12 protein-coding genes are annotated in these 13,531 nt (G+C 47.3%); all 12 read right to left on the reverse strand.

Annotated elements, in window-relative coordinates; translation table 11 throughout:
- Window positions 1-12 precede the first annotated feature (12 nt).
- Complete coding sequence (locus tag AR442_RS11535) at window positions 13-345, reverse strand: putative DNA-binding protein (RefSeq protein ID WP_003154299.1); 333 nt, start codon at window positions 343-345, stop codon at window positions 13-15.
- 121 nt (window positions 346-466) lie between these two features.
- The gene (locus tag AR442_RS11540; RefSeq protein ID WP_053284994.1) at window positions 467-1,237 is read right to left on the reverse strand and encodes a phosphotransferase family protein; all 771 of its coding nucleotides are present in this window, start codon (window positions 1,235-1,237) and stop codon (window positions 467-469) included.
- An 83-nt stretch (window positions 1,238-1,320) separates the two neighbouring features.
- Complete coding sequence (gene ftsY, locus AR442_RS11545) at window positions 1,321-2,310, reverse strand: signal recognition particle-docking protein FtsY (RefSeq protein WP_003154301.1); 990 nt, start codon at window positions 2,308-2,310, stop codon at window positions 1,321-1,323.
- Between the two features lie 19 nt (window positions 2,311-2,329).
- On the reverse strand, window positions 2,330-5,890 hold the full coding sequence (gene smc, locus AR442_RS11550; protein ID WP_053284995.1) for a chromosome segregation protein SMC: 3,561 nt from the start codon (window positions 5,888-5,890) through the stop codon (window positions 2,330-2,332).
- Window positions 5,891-5,991: 101 nt separating this feature from the next.
- Complete coding sequence (gene rncS / locus AR442_RS11555; protein WP_014417754.1) at window positions 5,992-6,741, reverse strand: ribonuclease III; 750 nt, start codon at window positions 6,739-6,741, stop codon at window positions 5,992-5,994.
- Window positions 6,742-6,879: 138 nt separating this feature from the next.
- Window positions 6,880-7,113: an acyl carrier protein gene (acpP, locus tag AR442_RS11560; protein ID WP_003154310.1), complete on the reverse strand. Its 234-nt coding sequence runs from the start codon at window positions 7,111-7,113 to the stop codon at window positions 6,880-6,882.
- 84 nt (window positions 7,114-7,197) lie between these two features.
- The gene (gene fabG / locus AR442_RS11565; protein ID WP_003154312.1) at window positions 7,198-7,938 is read right to left on the reverse strand and encodes a 3-oxoacyl-[acyl-carrier-protein] reductase; all 741 of its coding nucleotides are present in this window, start codon (window positions 7,936-7,938) and stop codon (window positions 7,198-7,200) included.
- On the reverse strand, window positions 7,931-8,884 hold the full coding sequence (gene fabD, locus AR442_RS11570) for an ACP S-malonyltransferase (RefSeq protein WP_007409759.1): 954 nt from the start codon (window positions 8,882-8,884) through the stop codon (window positions 7,931-7,933). Before fabD ends, fabG begins: the two co-directional genes overlap by 8 nt.
- 18 nt (window positions 8,885-8,902) lie before the next feature.
- On the reverse strand, window positions 8,903-9,901 hold the full coding sequence (gene plsX / locus AR442_RS11575) for a phosphate acyltransferase PlsX (RefSeq protein WP_017417766.1): 999 nt from the start codon (window positions 9,899-9,901) through the stop codon (window positions 8,903-8,905).
- Window positions 9,902-9,914: 13 nt separating this feature from the next.
- Complete coding sequence (gene fapR / locus AR442_RS11580) at window positions 9,915-10,481, reverse strand: transcription factor FapR (RefSeq protein ID WP_003154320.1); 567 nt, start codon at window positions 10,479-10,481, stop codon at window positions 9,915-9,917.
- A gap of 106 nt (window positions 10,482-10,587) precedes the next feature.
- Entirely contained in the window at window positions 10,588-12,636 is a 2,049-nt protein-coding gene (recG, locus tag AR442_RS11585; protein WP_014417753.1) for an ATP-dependent DNA helicase RecG, read from the reverse strand.
- Complete coding sequence (gene sdaAA / locus AR442_RS11590) at window positions 12,614-13,516, reverse strand: L-serine ammonia-lyase, iron-sulfur-dependent, subunit alpha (protein ID WP_003154324.1); 903 nt, start codon at window positions 13,514-13,516, stop codon at window positions 12,614-12,616. The genes recG and sdaAA overlap by 23 nt, the downstream gene beginning before the upstream one ends.
- Window positions 13,517-13,531: the final 15 nt, after the last annotated feature.

Genomic DNA, 13,531 nt, shown 5'->3' on the forward strand with positions numbered 1-13,531 from the left:
GTTTGCCGCCTCCTAATCTAATTTCTCAAGCGCTTCAATCAGAGCCGTCATTTTTTCCTCTTCCTGCAACCCGGAAGCAAGCTCTTTCAGCTTTGTAAACATTTCTTTACGCTCCTGAAACTTTTTAAAAAGGAGCAGTTTTTCTTCATATTGTTCAAGCATCGCTTCAGTCCGTTTGATGTTATCGTAAACGGCTTGCCTTGAAACGTCATACTCTTCGGCTATTTCACCAAGGGAGAAATCGTCCAGATAATAAAGCGACATATAGCTCTTTTGTTTTGACGTCAGCAACGACTGATAGAAGTCAAATAAATAGTTCATTCTCGTCGTTTTTTCGAGCGACATTTGAGCTCTCCCCTTTGTTAAGTCAAATCCCTTTACAAAAACTTAGTTTACATGGTTTCAGAGCGTGTGTCAAGTTTTTATCTTGTCAAAGCATGATGCTCTTTTTACATCATAAGTTTTTTCAAAAAAATTCATATAGACCGTCGTTAAAATACTCGAATTCTTGTTTTGATACACGGTAGCGGCAATAGCCTTCGTAAAAAGCATTGAGGCATGCTTCATTTGTGACAAAATGACTGATCGCTAATGATTCATCATATCGCGGATCTCCCGCCGATATTCCCGCAGCATCGATAAACAGATAGACCTCTCCGTCTTTCACCAGCACATTATCAGTCGTGCAGTCACCGTGAATCATTGTCTGCTGAACAGGAACAGGCCTGTACCTGTCCAATTCCTTCAAAAGCTCTGCACTTCCTTCAGCCTGTCCTTTTTTGACATATTCCCCGGCTCGTTTGATTTGCAGATCGAGCCAGTCTGTTTCCGGCTGTAAACCAGAGACCATGTCGGTTTCATGCAGCCGTTGCAGAAACCGGCCGAAACTTTTGATCAGCTTTTTCTTTTCAGTATCCCCTTTTGCTTTTCTTAAAGCCGAAGTCAGGGTGATTCCATCCTCAAATGACATGATGATATGGCTGGCATGCTGTTCCTGTATCATCCCATAATAAACAGGAACAGGCAGACGACGAGTTTCCGTCAGTTTTTGTAAAACGAAGGCTTCTCTCATTAACCATTCCCGATACTTCTGTTGAAAAGAACTTTTCAGCAGAAGTGCGTCTTGACCGGTCACTATTTTTCGAACGGTTGAAGTGCCTCCCTGTTCATCCAACAGCGACATATGGTTTATCGCGCCGATCTTACTTTCCAATTCAGCTTTCAGCCATTTGTCCAACAATTGCCCCCTCCATTCCGATCTATCAATGCGTATAAAAAAACGAGTATAAAACCGTCCATTTTATACTCGTTTATTATTCATTAATCCTCGGCTTTTTCAACTAAATCAGAAAAGAGACCGTATACGTAAGATTCTGCATCAAACCGCTGGAGGTCGTCAACCTTTTCTCCAAGGCCGACCAGTTTCACGGGGATGTGAAGCTCATTGCGGATTGCCAGGACGATACCGCCTTTTGCGGTGCCGTCAAGCTTCGTTAACGCGATACCCGTCACATTCGTCGCTTTGGAGAATTCTTTCGCCTGCGCCATCGCATTCTGGCCTGTCGTCGCGTCAAGCGCAAGGAGAACCTCATGCGGAGCCTCAGGCACTTCGCGTTCGATGACGCGTTTGACTTTTTCAAGCTCTTTCATTAAGTTTACTTTATTCTGAAGGCGGCCTGCCGTATCACAAATCAGCACATCCGCTCCTCTTGCTTTAGCCGCGTGTACGGCATCATAAATAACCGCCGCAGGGTCGCTTCCGGCAGCCTGCTTAATGACAGGCACGCCTGTACGCTCCCCCCACACTTCAAGCTGTTCAATCGCCCCGGCTCTGAAGGTGTCTCCGGCAGCGAGCACAACGGATTTGCCTTCATTCTTCAGCTTATGGGCAAGTTTTCCGATCGTTGTCGTTTTTCCGACGCCGTTTACCCCGACAAGCAGAATAACGTTCAGGCGCCCGTCCTGAATATTTAATTCAGAAATCTGTTCGTCGCCGCTGTTATAAATGTCGACAAGCTTTTCAGAAATGACGGACTGCACTTCCTGAGGATCCTGGATGTTTTTCAGCTTCACTTCTTTTTTGAGCTCATCAATCAGCTCCATGACGGTTGTAAAACCGACGTCAGCGCCAATCAGCACTTCCTCAAGCTCCTCGAAGAAATCCTCGTCGACTTTCCGGTAGCGGGAGACGAGTTCGTTCACTTTATTCGAGAAGGAATTTCTTGTTTTTTCAAGACCATCTTTAAATTTTTCAGAGACGGAGTCTGTCTGTTTCGTGATTTTCTCTTTTAATTTTTTAAAAAAGCTCATCTTTCAACCTCTTTCCTCGTTACTGAACGAATTCTTTTGTTTCTTCCAGTTTGACCGAAACCATTCGGGAAACGCCGGATTCCTGCATCGTAACACCGTAGAGGACATCCGCTTCTTCCATGGTGCCTTTTCTGTGGGTGATGACGATAAACTGGCTGTCGCCGCTGTATTTTTTTAAATATTGCGCAAACCTGAATACATTGGCTTCATCAAGCGCAGCTTCCACTTCATCAAGGACGCAGAACGGCACGGGCCTTACTTTCAGAATGGAGAATAAAAGGGCAATGGCAGTCAGCGCCCGTTCTCCCCCTGACAAAAGATTTAAGTTTTGCAGTTTTTTGCCCGGAGGCTGCGCGATAATGTCCACCCCGGAGTTAAGAAGATCATTCGGATCAGTCAGCTTCAGTTCAGCCCGTCCTCCTCCGAATAAAGAACGGAACACGTCGTTGAATTGAGAACGGATCTGGATAAACGTTTCATGGAATCGCTTCGTCATTTCAGAATCCATTTCTTCAATGACTTGAAACAGTGTATTTTTCGCTTCCGTCAGGTCATTTTTCTGCTCTGTTAAAAACTGATACCGTTCGTTTACTCTTTCAAATTCATCGATGCTGCCGAGATTGACCGTTCCGAGCTCTTCAATTGAGAGCTTGATCAGTTTGACCCGTTTTCTCGCCTCTTCAGGCTCGATTTCAAGCTGATATTGTTCTTTAGCCCCTTCAAAGGATAAGCTGTATTCCTCGCGTAAATATTGCAAGAGATTATCAAGCTCGACTTCCATCCGGCCGAGTTTTACCTCTTCATCTTTCAGAATTTCTGTTTTTTGCTTGTAGAGACGCTTCATCTCTTTCAGCTCAAGTTCGTTCGTATCAAGCGCCCGCTGGAGCTTCACACGCTGGTCGCGCCTGCTGGCGATCAATTCAATCGTTCTCGTTTTATCGTGAAGCTTGTGATGGGCTGCTTCTTCAAGCTGCTCCTCACCGCTTGTGCTGGACGTCATCTCTGAGGTCAGGAGGCTTAAATCTTCCCGTGTTTCTTTCAGAGCGAGCTGCGTTTCCTCAAGCTCTTTTTTCAGCCTTTTGAGGTTGTCTTCTTCACTCGAGCACGCCTGTTCTTTTTTCGCAGCGGCCACTTTACATTCCGTCAGTTCATGAGAGAGCGTTTCTTTTGTTGAGGATAGGGTCTGCTTTTGTTTTGTCAGCCTTTCCATCTCTTCCTCAAGCTCTTTCAGCTGGCCGGATGCCTCACTCAGCTGTTCTTCCAGAGCTGATTTGCGCGTCTCTTTTTCCCGGCTGCTTTCCGTCAGTGATGCTTTCTCCTGATCGTAAAGCTCCAGATGGGTATTGATGTTCTTTTCAGCGACTTCGAGTTCATACAGCCTGCCTTTTACATCCTGCTGCTTTGTTCTGAAAGCTTCACCGTCTTCACGGAGACCGCTCAGCGTATGTTCAAGCTCTTGAATGGCCTGCTTCAGCGTTTTGACCTCTTTTTCGAGCAGAGCTGTTTTTTCTTCCATTTCGGCAAGCCGCGCAGTCACCGTCTCAAGCTCACGGCTTCTGCCGAGCAGAGAATTGTTTTTCTTTTTGACCGCGCCGCCTGTCATTGATCCGCCTGGATTGACGACATCGCCCTCAAGCGTCACGATGCGGTAGCGGTGCCCGAGAAGCTTGGCCAGTTCATTCGCGCCTTTTAAATCTTCAGTGATCAGCACGGTGCCGAGAAGGTTTTGAATAACATTCCGATATGCCGCATCATATGTGACAAGCCCGCTCGCTGTGCCGAGGAAAGACGGATGCTTCTGAGCCGTCTGTTCATCACGGGTTTGGAGCTGGCGCGGTTTCATAACCGTAAGCGGCAGGAACGTCGCGCGGCCGAAGGAATTCTGTTTTAAATATTGAATCGCTTTCCGCGCCGCCTGCTCATCGTCTGTGACAACGTGCTGCGCCGCTGCGCCGAGTGCAATCTCGATCGCCGTTTCATATTTTTGTTCGGTGGCAATCAGTTCGAGAACGGCGCCGCGGATGCCGCCAAGCTGCTCTTTCTGTTTCAGCACTTCTTTTACGCCTTGGTAAAATCCTGAAAAATCGCCTTGCATCGTTTCAAGCATATCTTTTTTGGATCTGGCCTGCTGGACGAATTGATATGCCTGATACAGCGCAGATTCTTTCTTTTCATATTGGCGTTTTTTCTGTTCATATGCTGTCTGGACTTCACGAAAGCGGACGACCTGATTGTGAATATCCTCTTCAACGGCGGCCAATTCTTCTTCGCACGCCGCTTTGCGGACTGCAATATCGTTACGTTCTTCAAGGTATTTTTCATTGTTTGCTGTCAGTCTCGCCTGCTGGACCGCAGATTGGGACATCTGGTCATCTAAAAGCTGCAGCTCGTTGCGAATCGACGCCTGACTGTTTAACAATTCAAAGTAATCGCTTTTTAATTGTTCGATTTTGTCTTCTACATTTTCATTATGCAGACTGAGAGCCTGCTGCTTTTCTTTCACCTGGGCGTTTAACCGCTTCACTTCCGCACGAAGTTTATCATAGACGGCAGACTGTTTTTCAATGTCCGCTTTCAGTTCGGCTTCTTTGTTCGTGTAATGTGTAACGGATTCCTCAAGCTGTTCCCGGTTTTGCGCGGCGTTTTTTTTGCGCTCTTTCAGCACTTCTTTCCGGCCTTCCAGCTTTTCCAGCTCTTCACTTGTCACGAGCAGAACCTGCTGCAGTTCGTTGACGGATTCATCAAGCGCGTGGATTTTATCTCTCGTCTCTTCTATCATCGCTTCTTTTGCGGACAGAGCCGATGATTCCGCCAATTCTTCTTCTTTTGCCGCCTGCACCTTTTCTTTTAAACCCGACCATCTGCCATGCAGTTCTTCGATGTCAAAGGCGGTAAGGGCGATTTCGACATGTTCAAGCTCTTTCTTTTTTTCTAAGTAGTCTTTGGCGATTGATGCCTGGATTTTCAGCGGTTCGACCTGATCTTCAAGCTCGTGGAGAATATCTTCCACCCTGTTTAAGTTATCCTGCGTCTCAAACAGTTTGTTTTCCGCTTTTTTCTTTCTTGTTTTATATTTCAGCACGCCGGCCGCTTCTTCAAAAATACTGCGGCGGTCTTCCGCTTTGCTGCTGAGAATCTCTTCGACTTTCCCCTGGCTGATAATAGAGAATGCTTCTTTCCCGAGCCCGGAGTCCATAAATAAGTCAATGATGTCTTTCAGGCGGCACTGCTGATTGTTGATGAGAAATTCACTTTCTCCAGAGCGGTACACCCGTCTCGTCACGCTGACTTCGTGATAATCGATCGGGAGAAAATGATCTTCATTATCAAGCGTTAACGTAACTTCGGCAAGGTTCAGCCGCTTGCGCGAATCACTTCCAGCAAAAATGATATCTTCCATTTTTCCGCCCCGAAGCGAGCGGGCTGATTGTTCGCCGAGCACCCAGCGGATGGCTTCGGTAATGTTGCTCTTTCCGCTGCCGTTCGGACCGACAACGGCCGTGACGCCTTTTACAAAGTCAACGGATATCCGTTCTGCAAATGATTTAAATCCTATAACGTCTAAACGTTTGAGGAACATCCCAGATCCTCCTTATCGTATAAGTATCTCAATATTATCATAATCACCCGCTTATATCAGGCGCAGACATACTGAAATCCCCCTAGGGAAACAGGGGGATTTTATTGTTTCGTATGATGTTTTTGCATTTTTGCAAGAGCTTCCTGTGCCGCATGCTGCTCGGCTTCTTTTTTGGAACGTCCGTTCCCGATACCGAGCGCCTCACCTTTAAGAGAGACAAGCGCCTCGAATTCCCGGTTGTGGGCAGGCCCTTTTTCATTGAGAATTTTGTACTCAAGCGATCCTTTTCCGTCCCGCTGTACAAATTCTTGAAGCTGGCTTTTGAAATCCATCACATGAGAAAAAGCACCATCGTTTATTTTAGGGAACACGTACACTTTCAGGAATTGCTGAACCGGCTCAAGGCCCTGATCCAGATACAGTGCGCCGATAAACGCTTCAAACACATCCGCTAAAAGCGCAGGACGCTTTCTGCCGCCCGTCATTTCTTCTCCTTTTCCCAAGAGAACAAGATCGCCGAATGACAATTCATGGGCAAGTGAGACGAGTGACGGCTCGCATACGATAGCGGCTCTCAGCTTCGTCAAATCTCCTTCACTCATGGCCGGATATTTGGCAAATAAGAATTGGGAGATCGTCAGTTCCAAAACAGCGTCACCTAAAAATTCAAGCCTTTCATTGTCTTCATACGGCTTTTTCCGATGCTCATTCACATAAGATGAATGTGTAAATGCTTGATACAAAAGTTTCTCGTTTTGAAAATGAACCGAAATCCGTTCTTGGAACTCTTTAAATTGCTCTATTTTTTTATAGAACTTTTTTTTATCTTTAAAATGTGAGTGTTTTGACATAGTAACCTCCATAGGCACATCAGGTTCACCGCGCTCCCCGCCGTAAACGGAATCGGCAGCGCGTACAGCGTCAGACGCCGGTAACCGAACGATTAAAGGGCTAAAGCCCCGCTGTCAGGCGGGACTTTTAGCATCAGCTTATTGCTGGTTTTGTATGTAGTTCACAGCGTCGCCGACTGTTGCAATCTTTTCAGCATCTTCGTCAGAAATCTCCATATCAAACTCGTCTTCAAGTTCCATAACAAGCTCAACTACATCTAGGGAATCAGCACCTAAGTCTTCCTTGAAAGAAGCTTCAAGTTTGACGTCAGCTTCATCAACGCCAAGGCGGTCTACGATGATTTTCGTTACACGCTCTAATGTATCTGCCATAGCAATTCACCTCCCCTCAAGTATTATAGTGGATTCGTTTTTAAAAAACTAGAGAAACTAGGATGAAATTTTAAAAACAAATCTTTACATCACCATTCCGCCGTCAATATGAAGGGTTTGGCCCGTCATATAACGCGATCCTTCAGAAGCAAGGAACGTAACAACGCTGCTGATATCGGAAGGATCACCGAAACGCGCGAGCGGAATCTGCTTCAGCATTTCATCTTGGACTTCTTTAGAAAGCTTGTCCGTCATATCCGTGGAAATAAAGCCCGGAGCAATGGCATTAACCGTAATATTGCGGCTCGCAAGCTCTTTGGCTGATGACTTCGTTAAGCCGATTACACCGGCTTTTGCCGCCACGTAGTTCGCCTGGCCGGGGTTTCCGCTGACGCCGACGATTGATGATACGTTGATAATCCGGCCGGAGCGCTGTTTCATCATCTGTCTTGTAACGGCTTTCGTGCAGTTGAATACACCTTTTAGGTTAATGTTAATGACATCATCCCATTCATTTTCTTTCATTCTCATCAGAAGATTGTCTTTTGTGATCCCCGCATTGTTCACGAGAATGTCGATTGAAGAAAATGCAGCGACAGCCTCTTTCATCATGTTTTGTACTTCTTCGGAATTTGATACATCGGCTTTTACCGCGATCGCGTTTCGGCCCAAAGATTTGATTTCATCTACGACTTCGTTCGCTTTCGCTTCATTCCCGGAGTAGTTGACTACTACGTTACAGCCGTTTTTCGCAAGATCAAGCGCGATCGCCCGCCCGATTCCGCGGGACGCTCCCGTTACCACTGCTGTTTTTTCATTAAGCATCCTGATTCTCCTCCTTCAGCGTTTGAATCGCCAGTTCGATGGTTTCATGGTCAGAAACCGCGATTGTTTTAAGGCGGCGGTTCACTTTTTTCACAAGGCCTGAAAGCACTTTTCCGGGCCCGATTTCAACAAACGTCGTGACACCTTCGTCAATCAGTTTGTTAATGGTTTCTTCAAAGCGTACAGGTGAGTACAGCTGTTCGATCAATTTTTTCTTGATATCGTCTTTTTCTGTCATAACGTCAGCCGAAACGTTTGAAATCACGGGAACAGCCGCATTTTTTAACTCACAGGCGCTGAGCACCTCCTCGAGTTTTTGCGCTGCCGGCTTCATTAATTCAGAATGGAACGGTCCGCTTACTTCTAATGGGATTGCCCGTTTTGCTCCGTTGTTTTTCGCTTCTTCTGAAGCCAGCTCCACGCCTTTTGCCGTTCCGGAAATTACGATCTGACCGGGGCAGTTCAGGTTTGCAAGCTGTACGAGATGCCCGTTTTCCGTCACTTGATCCGTTACCTTTTTCAAGGACTCCGCATCCATTCCGAGAATCGCTGCCATGGCGCCTTCTCCGGCCGGCACGGCTTCATTCATGAATTCTCCCCGTTTTCTTACCGTGTAAACAGCATCTTTAAACGTCATCGCTCCCGCCGCAACAAGCGCCGAATATTCTCCGAGGCTGTGGCCGGCGGTGAAATCAGGGGTGATGCCGGATTCTTTAAACTTTTCCAATACGGCGATGCTCGTTGTCAACAGCGCAGGCTGCGCATTGTATGTAAGGGTCAATTCTTCGGCGTCACCTTCAAAAATGAGCGAGCTCAGCTTTGTTTCAAGCGTTTCATCCGCTTCATCAAAAATACGTTTTGACGCTTCTTCGCGTTCGTACAGGTCTTTTCCCATACCGATATATTGTGATCCCTGTCCGGGAAATAAAAATGCAATCTTACTCATGATGCGGTAACCTCCAGACTACTCATCTGTTTTTTCTTCTTTTACTTCTTCTTCTATAAATGCGGCCACGTTTTGGCTGACCATTTCTCTCGCCTGGCGCAGCGCATGGTAAACAGCGCGTGCGTCAGAAGAGCCGTGCGCTTTAACGACGGGCGCTTTCAAACCGAAAAGACTCGCCCCGCCGTACTCAGAATAGTCCATTTTCAGTTTCATTTCCATCAGCTTCGGCTTCAGCACTCCCGCTGCGAGCTTAGTAACAAAACTTGAAGTCAGTGTATCTTTCAGCATTTTGAAAATCGATAACGCTGAACCTTCCAATGTTTTCAACGTGACGTTGCCCGTAAAGCCGTCTGTGACGATGACGTCAGCAGCGCCTTCGAGCAAGTCTCTCGCCTCAACGTTTCCGACAAAATTCACGTTTGTTTCTTTTAATAATTCAAACGTCTTTTTTGTCAGGTCGTTTCCTTTCTTTTCTTCCGTGCCGACATTTAACAATCCGACGCGGGGCGAGCTGATTCCGAGAACCTGCCGGGCATATACAGATCCCATAATTCCGTACTGGACGAGATGCTCCGGTTTGGCATCGACATTGGCTCCCACGTCCAAAAGAAGGAAACCGTCGCCTGAAACGGTCGGAAGCGTCGGCGCAAGCGCAGGCCGGTCGATTCCTTTAATTCTGCCGACGATAAACAGTCCCGCTGTCATGAGTGCGCCTGTATTCCCCGCTGAGATGCAGGCGTCCGCTCTGTTTTCAGCCACTTCCTGCGCCATCAGCACCATAGAAGAGTTTTTCTTTCTGCGTACGGCGCGGACCGGTTCATCCGTCGGTTCAATCACTTCATCGGCGTGCAACACAGTGATGCGGTCTGATGTTGTTGGCAAGTGTGATTCTATCGTTGTCTTGTCACCGACCAGCGTAATATGAAGATCGTCAAATGCCTCAATACTCTTCATTACTCCGTCAATAACAGCTTTGGGTGCGTTGTCGCCTCCCATTGCATCTACAGCTATTCTCATGCATGCTCCACCTTTATGATTGTTTTGAACGGTACATGTCAAAGCTGCCGGAGAACACGACTTCTTCTCCCACATAGCTGTTGACTTCAACTACCGTTCTGCCTTTTTCTTTTTCGACTGCCGTCACTTTGGCTTTCGCAACGACGCGCTCGCCTTCTTTCACCTGTCTTGTAAAGCGGATATTTGCGCTTGCGGTCAGCGCCAGCTCATCATCAATGACGGCTACGGCGAGTGAGTTCGCCTGCGCAAACAAATGATGCCCCCGCGCAATTTGATTGCGGCTGAAGACATGTTCGCGTCTTACTTCTAATATGGAAATGGCCTGGCCGTCAAGCTCCAGATCAATAATTTCACCGATCACTTCGTCTAAAGACAGTGATTTCACTTCATCATCAAGCGTTTGTTCTGCCACGTTTTTAATTCTTTCCCTCAGCTCCGGTATTGAGAGCTCTAAGCGGTCTAAACGGATCGTCTGAATGCTGACGCCGAATTTCCCCGCTAATTCTTCATCTGTGATGAAGGGTGTCGATTTGATCGTCTGCTGCAATAATTTTTGGCGTTCTTTCTTGCTTCTTCTCATCTGTAAACACCATCCGGACAATTAAGACTAGGTACTAATAGTAGTATATAATCTCATAGATTGGAATGCAATGATTGTTTTTTGAAAGCCGCCGAATTTTACAGAATCAGCTTAATTTCTCCCCTTCTAGGACGCCGCTTGAAAGTAATTGACCGCGCAGCATGCGGTATTCGTCATCTTTCCAAAAAGCCTCTGAAGACACCAGATTGGCCGCATCCTGGCGGGCCGTTTCCAAAGCTCTGTAGTCATGAACCATATCCGCCACCTTGAACTCGGGCATACCGCTCTGTTTTTTTCCGAAGAAATCGCCGGGGCCGCGCAGTTCAAGGTCCTTTTCAGACAGCTCGAAGCCGTCGTTTGTCTCTGACATGATTCTCATCCGTTCCTTCCCGGTTTCGGATTTCGGATCGGCCATCAAGATGCAGAAAGATTGGTGGTCTCCCCGCCCGACCCGGCCGCGGAGCTGATGAAGCTGAGATAATCCGAAACGGTCGGCGTCATAGATGACCATAATCGTCGCATTCGGCACGTTCACCCCGACTTCTACGACGGTTGTTGACACAAGTACCTGACATTGATTGGCGCTGAATTCTCTCATCACCTGATCTTTTTCATCAGAATGGAGCTTCCCGTGCATCAGGCCGACATTCCATTTACCGCGGTAAACGTCAGACAGCATGTTATATACGTCAATCGCATTCTGTACATCCAGTTTATCCGACTCTTCAATGAGCGGGCAGATAATATAGGCTTGCCTTCCCTGTTTCAGCTCTTTTTCTATAAAAGCCAAAATCCGCTCCAGCATGTCGTGTTTCACCCAATACGTTTCGATTTGTTTTCGCCCCGCGGGCATTTCATCTATCACGGAAACATCCATTTCTCCGAAGACGGTAATGGCCAACGTTCTCGGAATCGGGGTGGCTGTCATAAACAGCACATCCGGATCCTGACCTTTATTCTTGAGTTTTTTGCGCTGTTCGACTCCGAACCTGTGCTGCTCGTCCGTAATGACAAGGCTCAGCGCTTTAAATTCCACTTCGTCCTGGATTAAAGCATGGGTCCCTACTAAAATATCAATCTCTCCGAGAGCAAGCCGCTCCAAAAGCTCCCTGCGCCGCTTTCCTTTTACAGAACTCGTCAAAAGCGCGATATTTACATCTTCATTTGCAAACAACGATACGAGAGAATCCGCATGCTGTTCGGCCAGAATTTCAGTCGGCACCATTAATGCCCCCTGATACCCCGACAGAATCGCAGCGTACAAAGCGATGGCGGCGACGGCTGTTTTCCCTGAACCGACATCACCTTGCAGCAGACGGTTCATTCGGTAAGGGGATGTCATATCAGCGGTAATTTCCCGAAGCACGCGCGTCTGTGCGGTTGTGAGCGAAAACGGCAGACTGTCTGTGAAAGCGGCGAGCTTTTCAGCAGGAAACACATGGCTGATGCCTTTTGACTGTTCCCTTTCCGCTTTACGGAACGCCTGCATTTTCAGCTGAAATAATAAGAATTCCTCGTAAACAAACCGGCGTCTTGCCTGCTGTAACGATTCCCTCGTTTCAGGCTGATGCATCGTCTGCAGGGCATGTTTGTAATCAGGCAGCTTGTAGCGGATTCTCAATTTTTCAGGAAGCGGATCGGCCGCACTGTCCAAATGATGCTGCAGCGCTTCCTTAATAAACCGTCTCATCATTTTTACGGTGACGTTTTCTTTAACGGAATAAACAGGCTCAATGCTTTTATCTTCTTGATGAGGACCGTTTTTTAATTCCTGCACGGAAACGGTCTGTCTGTGTTTATCCCATTTCCCGGATATCGTGACGACTGAACCTAACGTCAGTTTCTTTTTTAAGTAGGGACGGTTAAAGCAGACCGCGGTAATTAAATAATTGCCGACAAGCACCCTGAATGTCAGCCTGTTTCGTTTTTTGCCGTAATAGGTAAGAGAAGGTTCTGAATGAACCTTCCCTTCTACCGTCACTCTTTCTTCATGTTTTACTTCTTCTAAATCCCTCAGCTCATAGTCGTCATAACGGTAAGGGAAATAATTCAGAAGATCAGAAATGTCATAGATACCAAGTTCGTGCAATGTTTTTTCTGTTTCCGGCCCAATGCCCTTAATCTCCGCTATACTAGTTTGCTGATGGTGTGTCACTTGATTTCAGCGCTCCTCCGAAAATTTTTTTCTCTAATTCTCTTCCCGTCGGTGTCGCGGCTAAACCGCCTTGTCCCGTTTCACGCAGTGCTGTCGGCATTGTCTGGCCGATTTTGTACATCGCGTCAATCACCTCATCGCAAGGAATGCGGCTTGTAATCCCGGCCAGCGCCATATCCGCCGCGATCATTGCGTTGGATGCTCCCATTGCGTTTCGTTTGACACACGGCACTTCTACCAATCCGGCGACCGGGTCACATACGAGACCGAGCATATTTTTCAGTGTAATCGCCATTGCTTCCGCTGATTGCTGAGGCGTTCCGCCCGCCATTTCCACAATCGCAGCCGCTGCCATGCCCGATGCTGACCCGACTTCCGCCTGACAGCCTCCTGCCGCTCCTGAAATACTTGCATTGTTTGCTACGACAAAACCGAACGCGCCGGCTGTAAACAGAAAACGGATCATTTGTTCTGTCGTAGGGTTCAGCTTATGCTTTACGGCGAATAACGTTCCCGGCACAACCCCCGCAGAACCGGCGGTCGGTGTAGCGCAGATCGTTCCCATGGCCGCATTGACTTCATTTGTCGCGACAGCTTTAGAAACGGCGTCTAAAATCAGATTGCCCGACAGGCTTCTTCCCGATTGGATGTATGCCTGAAGTTTCACGGCATCCCCTCCTGTTAAACCGGTCTGACTCGTGACGCCCTTCAGCCCTTTTTCAACAGCTGCTTCCATGACGGAGAGATTGCGCTCCATTCCTTGAAAGATTTCTTCCCGCGTTTTTTGCGTCACTTCCATCTCTTGGGTGATCATCACTTCCGAAATCGGAATTTGTTTTTCTTGAGTGATTTCTATTAATTCTTTTACATTACGAAACATGTCATTTTCCTCCTG

The organism is Bacillus velezensis (genome assembly GCF_001461825.1).
Taxonomy (GTDB): Bacteria; Bacillota; Bacilli; order Bacillales; family Bacillaceae; genus Bacillus; species Bacillus velezensis.